7 protein-coding genes are annotated in these 15738 nt (G+C 47.2%); 3 read left to right on the plus strand and 4 right to left on the minus strand.

Annotation, left to right across the window (positions count from 1 at the left end; genetic code table 11):
* The first annotated feature begins 71 nt into the window (after nt 1–71).
* Entirely contained in the window at nt 72–4085 is a 4014-nt protein-coding gene (locus AC5JL3_RS31580) for a DNA-directed RNA polymerase subunit beta' (RefSeq protein ID WP_496078220.1), read from the plus strand.
* 71 nt (nt 4086–4156) lie between these two features.
* On the opposite strand, the gene AC5JL3_RS31585 is transcribed toward AC5JL3_RS31580, so the two are convergent.
* The 3 genes from AC5JL3_RS31585 to AC5JL3_RS31595 all read right to left on the minus strand — a co-directional run bounded on the left by AC5JL3_RS31585 (nt 4157) and on the right by AC5JL3_RS31595 (nt 10853).
* On the minus strand, nt 4157–9151 hold the full coding sequence (locus tag AC5JL3_RS31585) for a WD40 domain-containing protein (protein ID WP_496078221.1): 4995 nt from the start codon (nt 9149–9151) through the stop codon (nt 4157–4159).
* On the minus strand, nt 9097–10458 hold the full coding sequence (locus tag AC5JL3_RS31590) for a P-loop NTPase fold protein (protein ID WP_496078222.1): 1362 nt from the start codon (nt 10456–10458) through the stop codon (nt 9097–9099). The genes AC5JL3_RS31585 and AC5JL3_RS31590 overlap by 55 nt, the downstream gene beginning before the upstream one ends.
* Nucleotides 10459–10613: 155 nt before the next feature.
* A complete protein-coding gene (locus AC5JL3_RS31595; RefSeq protein ID WP_496078223.1) occupies nt 10614–10853 on the minus strand; it encodes a hypothetical protein in 240 nt (79 codons plus the stop codon).
* Nucleotides 10854–11488: 635 nt separating this feature from the next.
* Between AC5JL3_RS31595 and AC5JL3_RS31600 the strand changes: the two genes are divergently transcribed.
* Both AC5JL3_RS31600 and AC5JL3_RS31605 read left to right on the plus strand, forming a co-directional pair.
* Nucleotides 11489–12412: an SMP-30/gluconolactonase/LRE family protein gene (locus tag AC5JL3_RS31600; RefSeq protein ID WP_496078224.1), complete on the plus strand. Its 924-nt coding sequence runs from the start codon at nt 11489–11491 to the stop codon at nt 12410–12412.
* Between the two features lie 147 nt (nt 12413–12559).
* Entirely contained in the window at nt 12560–13324 is a 765-nt protein-coding gene (locus AC5JL3_RS31605; RefSeq protein ID WP_496078225.1) for a Uma2 family endonuclease, read from the plus strand.
* A gap of 104 nt (nt 13325–13428) precedes the next feature.
* On the opposite strand, the gene AC5JL3_RS31610 is transcribed toward AC5JL3_RS31605, so the two are convergent.
* Nucleotides 13429–15315, minus strand: coding sequence for an abortive infection protein (locus AC5JL3_RS31610; RefSeq protein WP_496078226.1), 1887 nt, complete (start codon nt 15313–15315; stop codon nt 13429–13431).
* Nucleotides 15316–15738 lie beyond the last annotated feature (423 nt).

Raw genomic sequence — 15738 nt, forward strand, 5'->3', positions numbered from 1 at the left:
TTAACCACTCGTTACTACCCAAGCATCAATTTCTCGCTCCCCAATCACCCTATTGGTAATTTTTAAAGCAGATGGTAGATCAAAAAGACGCAGTTTTTTACAACCGGGTTGTTGGTAAAGGCCAACTGAGAAAGCTAGTCGCTTGGGCTTTTACTAAACATGGCAGTGCTCGTAGTGCCCAGATTGCCGACCAACTTAAAGATTTGGGCTTCCGCTACGCAACTAAAGCGGGTGTCTCGATTAGTGTTGATGATTTGCAAGTACCGCCTGTGAAACGGGAGATGCTAGAAGCCGCTGAAGCGGAAATTCGAGCAACCGAAGCCCGATATACACGAGGTGAAATTACAGAAGTCGAGCGCTTTCAAAAGGTAATTGATACTTGGAATAGTACCTCTGAAGCGCTAAAAGATGAAGTGGTGCGTAACTTCCAGGCAACTGACCCCTTGAATTCGGTCTACATGATGTCTACCTCTGGGGCAAGAGGAAATATGTCCCAGGTACGACAGTTAGTGGGAATGCGGGGCTTGATGGCGAACCCGCAAGGAGAAATTATTGACTTGCCGATTAAGACCAACTTCCGAGAAGGCTTAACGGTAACAGAATATATTATCTCGTCCTACGGCGCTCGTAAAGGGTTGGTCGATACAGCACTCAGAACTGCTGACTCTGGTTATTTAACCCGGCGTCTGGTGGATGTGTCCCAGGACGTGATTGTGCGGGAGATAGATTGCGGTACGAATCGGGGCGTTACGGTTAAACCGATGACCGATGGCGATCGCGTTTTGATTCCCCTCGAAGACCGTCTCTTAGGTCGAGTGCTAGCCAAAGAAGTCGTTCACCCGAAAACAGGAGAAGTGATTGCCGATCGCAATCAGGATATCTCCGACGAATTGGCACGGGAAATTGGCAAAGCTGAAGTCACAGAAGTATTCGTGCGATCGCCCTTAACTTGTGAAGCCCCACGGTCAGTCTGTCAGTATTGCTACGGTTGGAGCTTAGCTCACGGGCACATGGTCGATTTGGGAGAAGCTGTTGGCATTATTGCCGCTCAGTCGATTGGTGAACCGGGAACTCAGCTAACCATGCGGACATTCCACACGGGTGGTGTCTTCACTGGTGAAGTTGCACGGCAGGTGCAGGCACCCATTGATGGCGTTGTACGCTTCTCGAAGCGTCTACGAACCAGAGGGGTACGAACCCGCCACGGAGAAGAGCGTGAGCAGGTTGAAGTCGCTGGTGATCTCATTTTAGAACCGAGCAGTGGCAACCAAAAGGCAAAAACGTTCCCGGTTACACCGGGTTCTATCCTACTCGTTTCAGATGGGGAAAAAGTTAAGGCACTTCAGCTATTGGCAGAAGTGGCATTGGATAAATCTCGCCTCTCCACCGAAAAAGCAGCGAAAGACGTTTCCTCCGACTTGGCTGGAGAAGTACTGTTTGCTGACTTGGTGCCAGAGGAAAAAACCGACCGACAAGGCAACACAACCCGGATTGCTCAACGGGGTGGTTTACTTTGGATTTTATCGGGAGAAGTTTATAACCTACCCCCTGGTGCAGAACCCGTGGTCAAAAACCGGGATGCCGTGCAGCCAGGAAGCGTACTCGCAGAAACTAAGTTAGTCACCGTTAATGGGGGTGTCGTCCGCCTTACCCCAGGCAGGCGGGAGATTGACATCATCACCGCCTCTGTGCTGCTCGACCAAGCGATGGTGCGGGTAGAAAGTAGCGGTGGTCGTGAACAGTATGTCATCCACACCACCAATAATCAGCGCTTTTTGCTCAAGGCGACGCCAGGAACAAAAGTGCTGAACAATCAGGTAGTTGCCGAACTCATTGATGACCAGTATCGTACCCAGACGGGCGGCATCATTAAGTATGCCGGGGTAGAGGTTGCTAAACGCGGCAAGGCGAAGCAGGGTTACGAAGTCGTCAAAGGCGGCACGTTGCTGTGGATTCCGGAAGAATGCCACGAGGTTAATAAAGATATCTCGTTGCTCTTGGTTGAAGATGGTCAGTATGTAGAAGCCGGAACCGAAGTTGTCAAAGACATTTTCTGTCAATCCGCAGGTATTGTGGAAGTCGTACAGAAAAATGACATTCTTCGTGAAATTGTCATCAAGCCAGGTTCACTGCATCTGGTTGATGAAATCCCAGCCGCTTTTGCAACAGAAGGTCAACTGGTGTATCCCGGTACAGAAGCGGTACCAGGACTTGAGGTCGCAGAACTCCGTTATGGGGAAGCGGTAGAAACCCCCGAAGGGATGGGGCTGATCTTGAGACCAGTGATCGAGTTTGCGGTGCCAGATGAACCGGATGTACCCTCGCAAGCTTCAATTAACAGTAGTAGAGGCTCAGGAGACGATAGTGCTGAGGCAATAGCGACTCGTGGGGCGACAGGGATTGAACTTCGGGCAATTCAGCGGCTTCCTTACAAAGATGGAGAGCGGGTGAAGTCTGTAGAAGGGCTAGAGTTGCTTCGCACCCAGTTGGTGTTAGAAATGACTCAGGAGTCTTCTGCACTTGAACATACGGGTTCCTCTCAGCTAAGCGCAGACATTGAGTTGGTCAGTGCTGAAGACTCTGAGGATATGCGCTTACAACTCGTTATCCTCGAATCTTTGGTAATTCGTCGCGACACAGCGGCTGACCCATTAGGTGGCAGCACCTCAACACAGCTTCTGGTTTCCGATGGGGATGAAATTGCACCCGGAGATGTGGTAGCAAAAACTGAGATCCAATGTAAGGAAGCGGGTGAAGTCAGAGGTATCCGAGAGGGTGCTGAAGCAATTCGCCGGGTACTTATTGTCCGCGATGCAGACCGCATCACAGTCCCGACTAACGCCGCACCTAAGGTTAAAGTTGGTCACTTGGTTGTGGCTACCGACCTGCTGGCAGATGGAACACCTTCTCCAGAATCCGGACAGGTAGTACAGGTCAGCGATGATTCAGTAACATTGCGAATTGCTCGTCCTTATCGGGTTTCTGCTGGTGCCGTGTTGCAGATTGATAATGGCGACTTGGTGCAACGGGGTGACAACCTGGTGTTGCTGGTCTTTGAACGAGCGAAGACAGGGGACATTATCCAAGGTTTGCCGAGAATTGAGGAACTCCTAGAGGCTCGTAAACCCAAGGAAGCGTGCGTCCTCGCTCGTCGTCCTGGTGAAACTCAGGTCGTTTACGAAGAAGACGAAACCGTTGATATCAAGGTAATTGAGTCAGATGGTGTTGTTGCCGATTACCCAATTGGGCCTGGACAAAATGCGATCGTTTCTGATAGTCAGAAAGTCCTGACAGGACAAGCTTTGACCGATGGACCCCCTAACCCGCATGAGATTTTAGAGATTTTCTTCAATTACATGCTGGAACAACAAGGAGTCTACGAGGCAGCACTAGTTGGACTTCAACAGGCACAACGCTTCCTAGTTAATGAGGTCCAGTCCGTGTATCAATCTCAGGGGATTGATATTTCCGACAAGCACATTGAGGTGATTGTCCGGCAGATGACCTCGAAAGTACGGGTGGATGACGGCGGCGATACAACGATGCTGCCAGGAGAACTCGTAGAACTGCGGCAGATTGAGACGGTGAATGAAGCAATGGCAATCACAGGTGGTGCCCCCGCACAATATACGCCAGTACTGCTGGGGATTACCAAAGCCTCACTCAACACCGATAGCTTTATCTCTGCGGCTAGCTTCCAGGAAACAACCCGTGTCCTCACAGAAGCTGCCATTGAAGGGAAATCTGACTGGCTGCGAGGTCTGAAGGAGAACGTAATCATTGGACGCTTGATTCCTGCCGGAACTGGCTACAATGCCTACGAAGACCCAACCCTAGCGACACTTGACCCTGACTATACGAGTGGAACAAGTGGAGTCTATGGTTATGGCGATCGCATTGATACCAGCGACCTAGACCAAGACGACCCACTGGTGCTGGATGACCGAACAGCTCGTGCTTACAATTTGGAAGATCGGGCAGCTTTTGGTGTCACGCCTAGCTTCTCGCCAGTTCTAGATGACGATGAAGACGTGGTTTTTGACGACTTTATGGACGATGGGGCTAATGATACTGAAGAGGAATAACCGTACTTGAGACTTCTTCCGATCTTCTAAGCCTATAAAAAAGGGCGGCTCACAGGGTCGCCCTTTTTCCTTTAATAACTCCGAATCCTAATCCCTTTACAGGGTCTGCGTGAAGCCAAGCGATCGCGCAGGGAATCACTCCCGCGATCGCGATTATTGAAATAATCATCCAGCCAACTACAACCGCGCTCAATTAGATCATCCAAATCCAAATTCCATAACATTACGGTTGCATCTTTACTCGCCGAGGCTAGTAACTTACCATTAGCGTCAGGACTAAAGTTTACTGCAAATACAGCATCCTTGTGACCCTGTAACGTCGTAATCAAACTACCATTCCGATTCCAGAGCTTAACCGTTTGGTCTTGACTAGCAGAGGCAATCAACTTGTTATCTGGGCTAAAACTCACCCAATTCACTGCGCCATTATGCCCCTTCAAGACAGTGATCAACTTGCCCTCCCGACTCCAGAGTTTTACCATCCCGTCACTTCCGGCAGAAGCAATCCACTTGCCATTCGGTGAGAAACTCACCCAAGTTACCGCCCCATTATGACCCGGTAATGTCGTGAGCAACTCACCGTTACTATTCCAAAGTTTCACCGTTTTGTCTTCACTGGCAGACGCAATTAGCTCACCATCTGGACTAAAAGTCACGCCCCAAACCTCAGCATCGTGACTGTTTAAGGTTTTCAGCAAAGTACCATCAATTTTCCAGAGGTTCACCGTATGGTCAGCACTGGCAGAAGCCAGCATCTGACCATGGGGTGAGAAACTGACACTAGTAACGCGATCGCGATGTCCCTTTAATGTTCTAACTAATGTGCCATTCGGTTTCCAAAGTTTAACGGTTTTGTCCCAACTCGCTGTAGCGATAGTCTTACCATTAGGGCTGAAACTAATATTACTGACTGACTCGCTATGCCCTTTGAGAGAAGCAAAACTTCGCGTTTCTACATTCACCCCATCTCGATGCCAGAGTTTCACGGTTTTGTCCCAACTCGCTGTAGCAAGGGTCTTACCATCCGGGCTGAACACTACACTACTGACTGGCGCACTATGCTCCTTGAGGGTTTTAAGCCGCTCACTGTCGTAGTACCATAACTTAATCGTATTGTCAGCACTCGCACTGGCAAGAGTGTGACCATCCGGGCTGAAGCTCAAACTCTGAACTAAATTTCCATGCCCTTTTAAAGTTTCGACCACCGTGCCCTGACGAGTCCAGAGTTTAATTGTGTTGTCGGCACTGGCAGAAGCAATTTGCTGACCATCCGGGCTGAAGATAACAGAGAGAACCCAATTCATGTGTCCTCGTAGGGTTGCGAAATTGCGCGTCTCGACATTTTCCCCATTACGACGCCAAAGTTTCACTGTTTTGTCGGCACTAGCAGAAGCAAGCGTCTGCCCATCCGGGCTGAAACTTACACTCATTACCGCATCATCATGGGCTTTCCAGGTTTTGAGGAACGTACCATCCCGACGCCAGAGGGCAATAGTTTTATCTTTACTGACTGAGGCAAGCATCTGACCATCTGGGCTGAAGCTTATCCCCAAAACGCGATCGCTATGTCCGTTGAGTGTTTTGAGGAAAGTACCATCAGCCTTCCACAATTTCACGGTTTTGTCCCAACTTGCACTAGCAAGCAACTGACCATCTGGGCTGAAACTAACGCTATGAACGTTTTTTGTATGCCCTGTTAGGGTTTTGATCAAAGTGCCGTCAACCTTCCACAGTTTCACGGTTTTGTCGTGACTGGCAGACGCAAACATCCTGCCATCCGGGCTAAAACTGACGCTGTTGACCCAATCTTTATGAGCGGATAGGGCTTTGAGCAAGGTTCCATCTGCTTTCCAGAGTCTAATCGTGTGGTCTTTACTTGCCGAAGCGATGAACCGACCATTGGGGCTAAAACTGACGCTACTCACCCAATCCGCGTGTCCCTCCAGGCGATTGCGTTCTCTCACGCCATAAACGGCTTGTTGTAAAGCTGTAACTACTCGCATTCGGGTTTCCGGTGTCGCCACTAAAGAGCGTTTCAGTTCTCTACCTGCCGCTAAGCTTTTAAGCAGTGCGTCAAATTTTCGATTAGAAGAAACTAGCACTTCTGAGGATGCACTCATTTCACTCAATTGAGCATTCGTTTCACTAATCATGCTTCGCAACCCCAGTCCCCCAGCAATCACTGTCAATGTTGCTAGTGCGACTCCAACCAAACGGGCTTTTCGGAGGCTTTGAGTAAGAACTTGATTGAGCTTATCTTCCGTATTACGTTGTTGTTCTGTCGCTTTCGCTAGTTTTGTACGGAGTTCTTTTTCCCGCAGTTTGGCGCGGAGTTGCTCAATTTCATCCTGCTTCTGTTTGTCTTTTTTGCGTAGTTCCTGTAATTCTATCTGAATATTTAATTGCTCTTTCTGGCGAATAAATTCAACCAGATAGTCATGAACCAATTGATAGCGGTTGGTGGGAACTTCTGGCAAGAGAAAGACTAAACCTGATTTTTCTAAAATCTCTAAAATTAAATCTAATTTTTGGGATTCTATTGCTGATTCGACCGCTAACTCGGCACGAGTTTTCAGAGGACGGTTATCATTTTCATCCGTAAGTAAGTATAAGACTAGCCAAGCCGCATGTTCATTTTCAGGACCACAGTCGGTAATAACTTTTTCCAAGAACCGCTCAACCAGTCTTTGCTTGGGTCCCGATTGCTTGTATTGCGCTAAGGTTGTGATGTTCTCCGCTTGCAGTTGCGCTCCCACAACCTGCAACTCAATCGGGCGAACCGTTCCCAGTTCTCCTGCTAAATCTTGTACCAATTGAGCGATTAATGCTTCTTCTAAATAGAAATGCGCCCTTTCGGTTAAGCTTTGGATGACTGAACGGGCATCTTCTAGAGAAAAGTTTCCTAAAGAGTAACGAACTTTTTTGTCAAGGATATTGTTATCAATGACTTCAAAGTTAAATTGTTCAAATTCTAGTAGGTAATGTAGGTAATCCTCTCTTAGAGAAAGGATAACTTTCACAAAGGAGAGATTGAGGCAATCTCTTAGGAATTCATAAAATAATAATCGTTCTGATTGATTGGTAGACGTGAAGAAAAACTCTTCAAACTGGTCAAAAATCAAAACAGTTAATAAGTTCCGCTCAGCGTTGTGTCGTAACTGCTCTAGAAGGTTTTTAATCTTTTCTGGGTTATCTTGACTGGCATTGAAGCTAAGCTTGATGGGTTCTTCGCCTTCTCGCAAACCATAATCATCTAACGCTTGACCTAGACCTTTGCCAAGTTCTCGAACCCAATCGGTGTAAACTTGCAGGACAAGAGGTAAAGCAATGCGATCGCCTAATGATCGATGCTTCAGCGCAGGCACTAATCCTGCTGAAACAATTGAACTTTTACCAACACCGGAATGTCCGTGAATTACCGTTAGTTTGTGGTCAGCCCGACTCATCCGTTCAATTAAACGGTTAATATCCTGCTGACGCCCGGAGGCAGCAATTTCCTGCGCGACAATTTCTTGCTGCTCAACGGGTGCTAAGGTTGGGTTTGTAACAGGGCGCTGGGGTTGTAGGCGGGCTGCCCCAATGAACGCTCGAAAGCCATACAACTGCTCTACTGATCGTTGTTCTTGCTTAAGCCGGAATGCCTCTAAGTACCGTCCTTGCTCAAAGTAAAGGGTACGCAACTCTTCTAATAAGTGAAGGTAACGCTCTGGTTCGTAGCGATGATCACTTGAAGCGATCGCATTTTGCAGTTCATTACTAGCTGTTTCCAGGTTGTGCGACGCTTGTGACAATTGATCAAGCTGTCGCTGCGATTTCACCAAAAATAATTGATACAACTGTGCCAATAAAAAGCGGTGTAAGCCTTGATGCTCAATAGGCTTGCTGGAAACCTCCCCTAAAATTTCGAGGGCTAGTTCTGCTTGCTCTTGGGCGTTTTCCCATCTTGCGTAGGACAGTGCCACCTCTGCTAAAAAGCCGTAATCTTGAGCCAGTTGTACTTTAGAGCCGTAGAGTTGATGTAAGGTGACAGCCTTTTGACAGAGGATTTGCAAAGCATCCCACGCTTCCAATCGTTGCAGTACCTCGGCAAGTTGAGTGATAAACTGAGCCACCAAGTCTCGACGCCCTGCCTGAGTAAAGACATCAACGCATTGCAAGAGATAAGGCCAGGCTTCCTCTAAATTGCGATGTCGTTGTGATCGATGCAAGTCAGCAAAGCGACAATGACACAACCCCATGTAGAACAGCAAAACTCCTTGCCGCTCTAGATTGTTACTCGCTCGCCAAAATCTTAAGCTTTGTTGGTAATGAGCAAAAGCAGAATCGATGAAGTCACTGGCATAGTCATATTGCCCAAAGACAAATTGCAGGCTGGCTTCGAGTTGAGGATTGATGACGTGTTGGCGGCTTTGTAAATCCCTGAGGGCAGAATCGAGTTCTAAGCGAGAACGGCAACCCGTTGCCAAATTGAGGGTGGAATGGTGAGTACAAACGCGCCAAGGGGCGTATCTCCCACTCTCAGCACCGAGGACAGTATTGAACAGCGAATCTGCCTTTTGCCGCAGGAAATCAATTAACTCAGTTGTTGCGATTTCAAAGCGAATTGGTGTTGCCGCCCAACTCGCGAAGTCAGGCGCAAACCGCACTATCGAGGCAAGTACCTCGTCATTTACCCACAACACCAAGGGGAAAGGTAGCCGTTTGCGAAACTCATCACGCACTTGATTGCTGGATGTCAGTAAATCATCAAGCGCAACGACAGACTCTATGCCTAAGACGAACAAGGCGGGACAAGGTTCATTATCCGGGCACATACCATGCCCGTAGGTTTGAATGGTGGTGTAGAGGGTTGTGACTGTTTCAGGTAGCGTTAACTCGCGAATCGTGTATCGGTTTTCCGCAAGTTCCCGCAAACGACGCACCATGCGATCGCGCAGACGTTTGTAGTTGCAACGCACTAACACTAGAGAAAATTCCCCTAGTGAAAGTGCGATCGCCCTATCAAGCGCCCTTAAAGATCGTTCGTTATATACGGCAACGTCTTCGGATCGCTGTGTTTCAACCATAATTGAAATTTTTGCGCCTCTTCTAAAGCCGGATTAATCCCAAACCAAGACCCCTGATGGTCGCGGTATTCAAAAACAATCATGCTTCGTAGCAAGGTTTGGTATTGCGTGTCCCCTCTTACAGTTTGATGTTGTACGACCTGAAACAGCAACTCCCATTCATCATCGGTAATTGATGAAGTCAGGTAATCCCGGCGTTCACGAATCACGCTTTCTAAGCACTCACGAGGGATAGGTGGGCTTTCTTGTCTCAGGCAATCAAATAGTAGCCCCAACAAGTTCCGCACATGACCTCCACTGACACGGCAGAGGCGATTTAAGGTTTCTGGATGATCGAAAACCTGTGTAATCAACTCTGGCTGTTGGTTGATTGGCGCGTTGGGGAAGGCTCGCACCAACACCATCTGCCGCAGTAGATTCATCCCTTGCTGAAACTCCTCACCATCCCGTTGTCGGACTGGCACCATTGGTAAAACTTTGGGAGTTAGTCCACCACCCAAGCGATTTTTGAGCGTTTCACAATCATTTGAGAAAATTAATGCCAGGGGAATCGTGTAGACGACGTGACAATTGAGTTTTCGTAGTTGTTCCCCCCGGTCAATAAACAAGTATTCTGGTTGCGATCGCCCCGAAGGAAGAGGGCGTACATCAACCCGATCCAGATTATCGACAATCACGACTAATCCTGCTTTACCCCGCCGCTTTAATTCAGTAGTTGCACGTTCAAGTAGTTCTTCATTAATCGATTCCAAAATCCCACCCGTGCGAGGCTCCAGGTATTCCCGCAACCGACGGCGAAGCTTTGGACTTTCTTTTGTTTTGGCGGTAATTTTACCAATCCCCACCGATAGTTCTGCTTGCGCTTCCAAATCGATTGGCGTTTGCAAAAAATCAGCAATCTCGGTAAAAAGATTGGCAAAGTAGCCCGGTTTGAGCTTGATTTTTATCGCTTCGAGACTTTCACTAACTTGACCCGCAACGCTGAGTAAGATATCGGTAATATCAACGTCAGCCATGTCTAAGTCTTGAGAAGACTCGAAATAAACGACATGGAATCCCTGTTGCTCTAACTCGGTTTTTAGCCTGAGCAACTCGGTAGATTTCCCACAGCCTATATGTCCTGTAAATAGCTGACAAGTCGGCTCATCCGGTGAAATGAGCGTGATTGTCCGCTTCAATGATTCAATGATTTTACTTCCTCTAACCGAAGAAAAATCAATATAGTACTGCCGATCTTCCTGCTCACCAACGGTGAGAGGCTTACTAGGATTACAGGCTTTATAAAATCTTGGTAGATCGAGTCCCATAAGAAGTCATCTTCCTTCTTTATTTCGGTTAATTGCATGTGACTTTTTGATGGCAGATGTTACAGTCTTCTCTCGCTGTTTTACCCTCAAGAGAAAATAGCAACCCGCTCAAAAAGCTTATGCAGAAAAAAAGATGCCCCATCAGTAATCACATCCTAGCTACTACTATCGTCACAGATGCCTAGTAGCTGACACTCCTTATTTTGTTCATCCCTGGCTGCCTGGAGAATTGGTGAAGATGCCTGACTATCGAGTGTAACCTGAGAAATTCTCGCACTTTGTCTAGTAAATTGAAGATTTACTAAATTGTTGAGCGGAATATTGGCGAAATGTAGACCTACCCCGACAATCACCATAGGTAAGGTCATGACCACACTCAATAATTGTTTACTCATCCTTTTCCTGCAACTTCATAGCGCCTGAGGACGTGAGAGGAATCGCAAGACAATACGTTACCGATTTCAGCAGACAGTTAACGATAGGAAAGGTAAAAAAGAACTCTCCATGTTGCCGCGTCCCCTTAAACAGGTAAATTATTTCTGCACGACTCAATCAGAGTTCTCAGTTCTTTTACTAACCAATCTTCTTGTGCTAGTGCCTTGGATCAGGAGAATTTGCTCAAAATGTTGTAAAGATAAGATGTATTTTTAGCAAATAAATGCTAGTTTTAAGGATTAGTTTTTTCGCTGTAGACGTAAAAGGGTGTGTTCTGGTTCCAAGACCAAACGCGATCGCATGAGATAAGGCATTGACACAGCTTGTGAGATGAGAGTCAGCTAGGTACCCAGAAGTTCAGTCAAGCTAGCGAGAGTTTCACAAGTTCTGCAAGTTCGATGTCTGAGCTAGACGAACTTGAAACCTTGGTAAAACAGACAGGTAAGCTATTCCACATTTAAGTTACATAGTTGGGATGGGCAAGATGCCCATCCCACAAAATTTTTATCAACAACGCTAGTGCTTGCCTAGATGTGGAGCCGCTTAGAAGCTTATTCTACAGATGTTGTCATCATATATGGTAAGGGCTAAATTCATGCCGACTCCAGCCGGACTGCCTCCAATTTTTGAAAATACGCCTGTCGATTTGGTTCCGAGTCAGCAGATTGCTGCCTTCCCGATGAACACGTTTTTGGAAAGTATTGCGATCGCCTCTGACAACACACTGTTTATTACAAATCACTTTGAGGGCAAGGTGATTCGTATTGGTGCAGACAAAATACCAGTTATCCACGTCGAGGTTAGCGGCAAAGCAACAGGACTTGCCTTTACCCCAGATGGCAATTTACTACTAACAGGCTGGGATGAACAGGGAACCTCCACCATTTTCAAAATTTCTCCTCAAGGTGTAGTAGATACGCTCCTATCCGTCCCAGAGGCGATGTTTTTGAATGGATTGACTCATCTAACTGGAGATTACTACTTAATTGCTGACTCTTACAGGGGCGCGATTTGGGAACTAAACGCAAGGCAAAAAACTATTCGTATTTGGTTAGAACATCCTCTCCTGGCGCGAACCTCCCCGGATCAGGAGTTTCCTGCGGTAAATGGTCTGAAGCGTTTTGATGATGTGCTTTATGCCTCAAATACACAAAAACAGCAGCTTGTCCGCATTCCCATTCAGGCTAACCGTCAGCCTGGGGAACCGGAGATATTTGTTAGTCAAGTCAATATTGATGATTTTGCCTTTGATCGCGTTGGCAATCTCTACGGCACAACTCACATCTACAACAGCGTGGTGAAGATTACACCAGATGGTAAGGTGAGTGCGATCGCCCAAGCCGAACAAGGAATGACGGGCAGCACAGCATTGGCGTTTGGTCGAGTGGAAGGCGATCGTACAGGCATTTATGTTGTCACCAATGGCGGGATGTCCCTACCCTTACCAACAGGTATTGCGCCTGCCCAAGTCGTGCGTCTCGAAGTTGGAATTGAAGGATTACCTTTAATAAGCTGTTGAACATTCAACTTGGTGTTTTGCTTAATCGATAATTTTCAAAAACAAGCTCGAAATTGACTTAAGTGATCGCCCCAGTTCCCGCTCTTGTGCCGTCATCGGTTCTAGCTAATTAGACGATAATAAATTGTCGGGTTCTGATTGCTGCTCATGACTCAACAACTGCTCAATACAGAAGACTATTCGGAAGAAATCGTCACCAAGCTTGACATTAGCCACCTTGTCATCGAGGACGATACCCCTATGGATAATTTTCAATCTGAACAGCAACGGTTACTGGTGGAACCTGTTTATAGTTCTAAAGCACTGCCGTCCCCTTTTTTAGCGGCTGCAAATGTGGGATTGTTCTACAAGTTGAAGGACGATCCAATTGTTCCTGATGTTCTGCTCAGTTTAGGGGTGCAACGTGCCGAGGATTTATCTCAGAGGCGAAATCGCTCCTATTTCGTTTGGGAGTTTGGCAAAGTCCCCGATGTCTGCATTGAGATCGTGTCGAATCAGGAAGGCGATGAGTTAACCCTGAGCCAGAAATCGCAACAAAAGGGCAAGGAAGTTTGCAAGAAAGACATTTATGCTCAGATTGGTGTCCCTTACTATGTGGTGTTCGATCCACTGCGGCAGATTCAGGGTGAGCGTGAGATGAATAGGGCGCTGCTACGAGTCTGGACACTAACATCAGGACGGTATGTGGAACTCACACCAGTCGAGGGGATTGTCGAAGTGGGGCAGTCTGTTTGGTTGGAAACCGTTGGCTTGGGGCTAACGCTGTGGGAAGGGCAGTTTGAAGAGGCAGTGACTAGGCTGTGGTTGCGCTGGTGCGATCGCGATGGACAAGTCATTTCCACAGGTGCAGAACGCGCCGATCGACTGGGCCAGAAGCTACGGCAATTGGGCATCAATCCTGATGAAGTTTAAGTCTGACCTTGTGAGGATTAGCAGCGGACTTTTCGATAGCAAATGTTACTCACTCTCGTCTAGCTGTTGTACCCAATGAGAGGAGACACCAACACGATAAAAGCTCAATGAACACGATGACCGAATAATGCAGTAGGGGCAAGTGGCTCAATATCTGAGTCGAATCCACCTACCTGATTTGTGCGGATTAACCACATAGACGCTCCATTCTTGAGAAAAGTTGTGGCAATTTCATCGTGTGCTCGTCGTGGTAGTACCGTTCGCCAAGTCGTCAATGCCGCCAAGAAATTACTTGCAGAGCTTGTTTTTGATTGAGTTCCTGCAAGCAGTTGAGCATTTTTGCGCCAATCAGAGCGCACAATCCCCAGTGGCACCAGTTGACGCTCTAGCGATCGCCCTAACTTCACCAACTTCCCAAAACGTCGAGTTTGAGAGTGATCGGGATAACGCTGGAGCCAATCTTGAATATCAGGATTAGTTTGGATTGCCGCCTCAATTCGCTTAATAGTTGCATATAGTGCCTGGTTAGCATCCTGGACACAAGAGGTAGCTGGTTTCACGATGGCAACACCTGTACCATCTCCAATCCGGTAACGCGCCATCATGATATCCATCTGGCGAGTAAATTCTTTTAGAGGTGACACTATGATGCCGTCAAAGTTGTAATCTTCAGTCACCGCATCCAGTTTGATTAGAATATCCGAAACCGGGCGATTGCCCAACCAACCCCGTTGCAAATCGCCCATGTAACCTGACCATGAGATTGTCCCAGAAACAATACCATCCGGGTTATGGGCGTAAACTTGTTGATATTCAATGTCAAAGCGTAATTCTTGGGTCAAGGGTTCCCGCACGACACTGGCTAGTCCATAGGCAAAATGACCTGTGACTACACCAAGGGGAGCCGATTCTGCTTTTTTCCCACCTATGCCCCCAAAGGTATGCAGGACAATTGCTTGGTCTCCTTCTCGCCATTGAGATAGCGCTTGCTTGCTTTGTTTCGTAGTTGGGTCGAGGAGAAGGGTTTTCGCTTTGCCCTTTTGTGCCTGGGTGCCTCGCCAGTATTTTTTGTTAATGTAGTTAACTGCCGCTTTTCTTCCCAAGCGTATTTCATCGGGCTGGAGTTGTAATAGGGAGCGAGGTGCGATCGCTTGTGTCACAAAAATGCCATCGGCATCTTTAGCGCCATAAATATACCAGCCACTTGAGTTAAAAGGTGATTTTTCTAAACCTTGGTTTTTAGAGCGGAATACTCCACGCCGATCTGCTGGAACTTGCGGAATCCGAATCATCTCTTCGGAACCATCAAATTGCTTTGAATTTGGGTTAAAGTGACGCACTAAAAATGTATCAGAACTCTTAATCTGCGGCTCAGTAATCGTCACTAAGCCGTAATAACGACCTGTAATTTGGATCGGTTCGTTTTTCAGGAGCAATGTTGGGCGCTCACTGCCTGTTTCCTGTACAACAGTTGGCGCTTTCAGCATTACCATCACATTATCATCAGGTCTTGCTCCAGCCAGTGATTCCAAGGGGTCAACTTGCAGCCAATTATTTAAGCGATCGGGATGCAAGTTTCCTTGGTTTTTACTGTCTTGCGTTTGTTGGTTGAAGCGAACATCTTGGGTGACTGCCTGCACATAATCTTGCACCTCTGCATCATTGCTCCACCTCAAGTTCACTATCGTTCCTACTAAATTCTGATGAGCAGTATCCGCATGATGAACTTCAAAGAGAACACCATTAACCGTTTGGCGTTGCTCTTTTGTTGGTAAAATCAAGCGTCCCGTCCAGGTTCCTACTGGTTGATAGTGACGAGATGAAATCGGTTGATTTAGAGGATAATAACTAGGCTGATTAAAAAGTGCTTGACTATAAATTTTATAGTTGGTTGAATGCCTCTCTCCAGCAGCTTGTAAGAACTGATAGTAGAGAAAAGCGCCTGAACCTAAAATGACTAGGCTCAGACCCAGAAAACAATAAAAAAGCAATTTATAGTGTCTTCTTCGCTTAAGCAATGGTGTATCTGTTATGTCTCAATACTATTATCAGTGCCTGAGAGAGAGTATGGCATCTCAGATCTTGCACCAAGCCCTGGCGATTTCAATCGCGGCTATGGCTATATAAACAAAGTCCGCGTAGGCGGACTAACGCAAAATTAAGGGTTTTGAAGCCTGTTCCAGGCAGGCTACCCTGCGGGAAGCCGAAGAAAGCGTCTATGTTTGTGTAGCCCCAGACTTCCAGTCTGTGGGTGATAAGGTGCAAGATCTGAAGTATCACAAATGCTGGCGCTTGGGATGGTGGATTCCACACTCTTGATACAAGCCGCTTAGCCCAACAGTGACTAGCATGAGAATAGTAGTCATACAGTATTGACGGCAAAGCAAGCTTTCAAAATAGCCAATGGCAGGAGG

The sequence above is a fragment of the Symplocastrum torsivum genome, assembly GCF_059505465.1.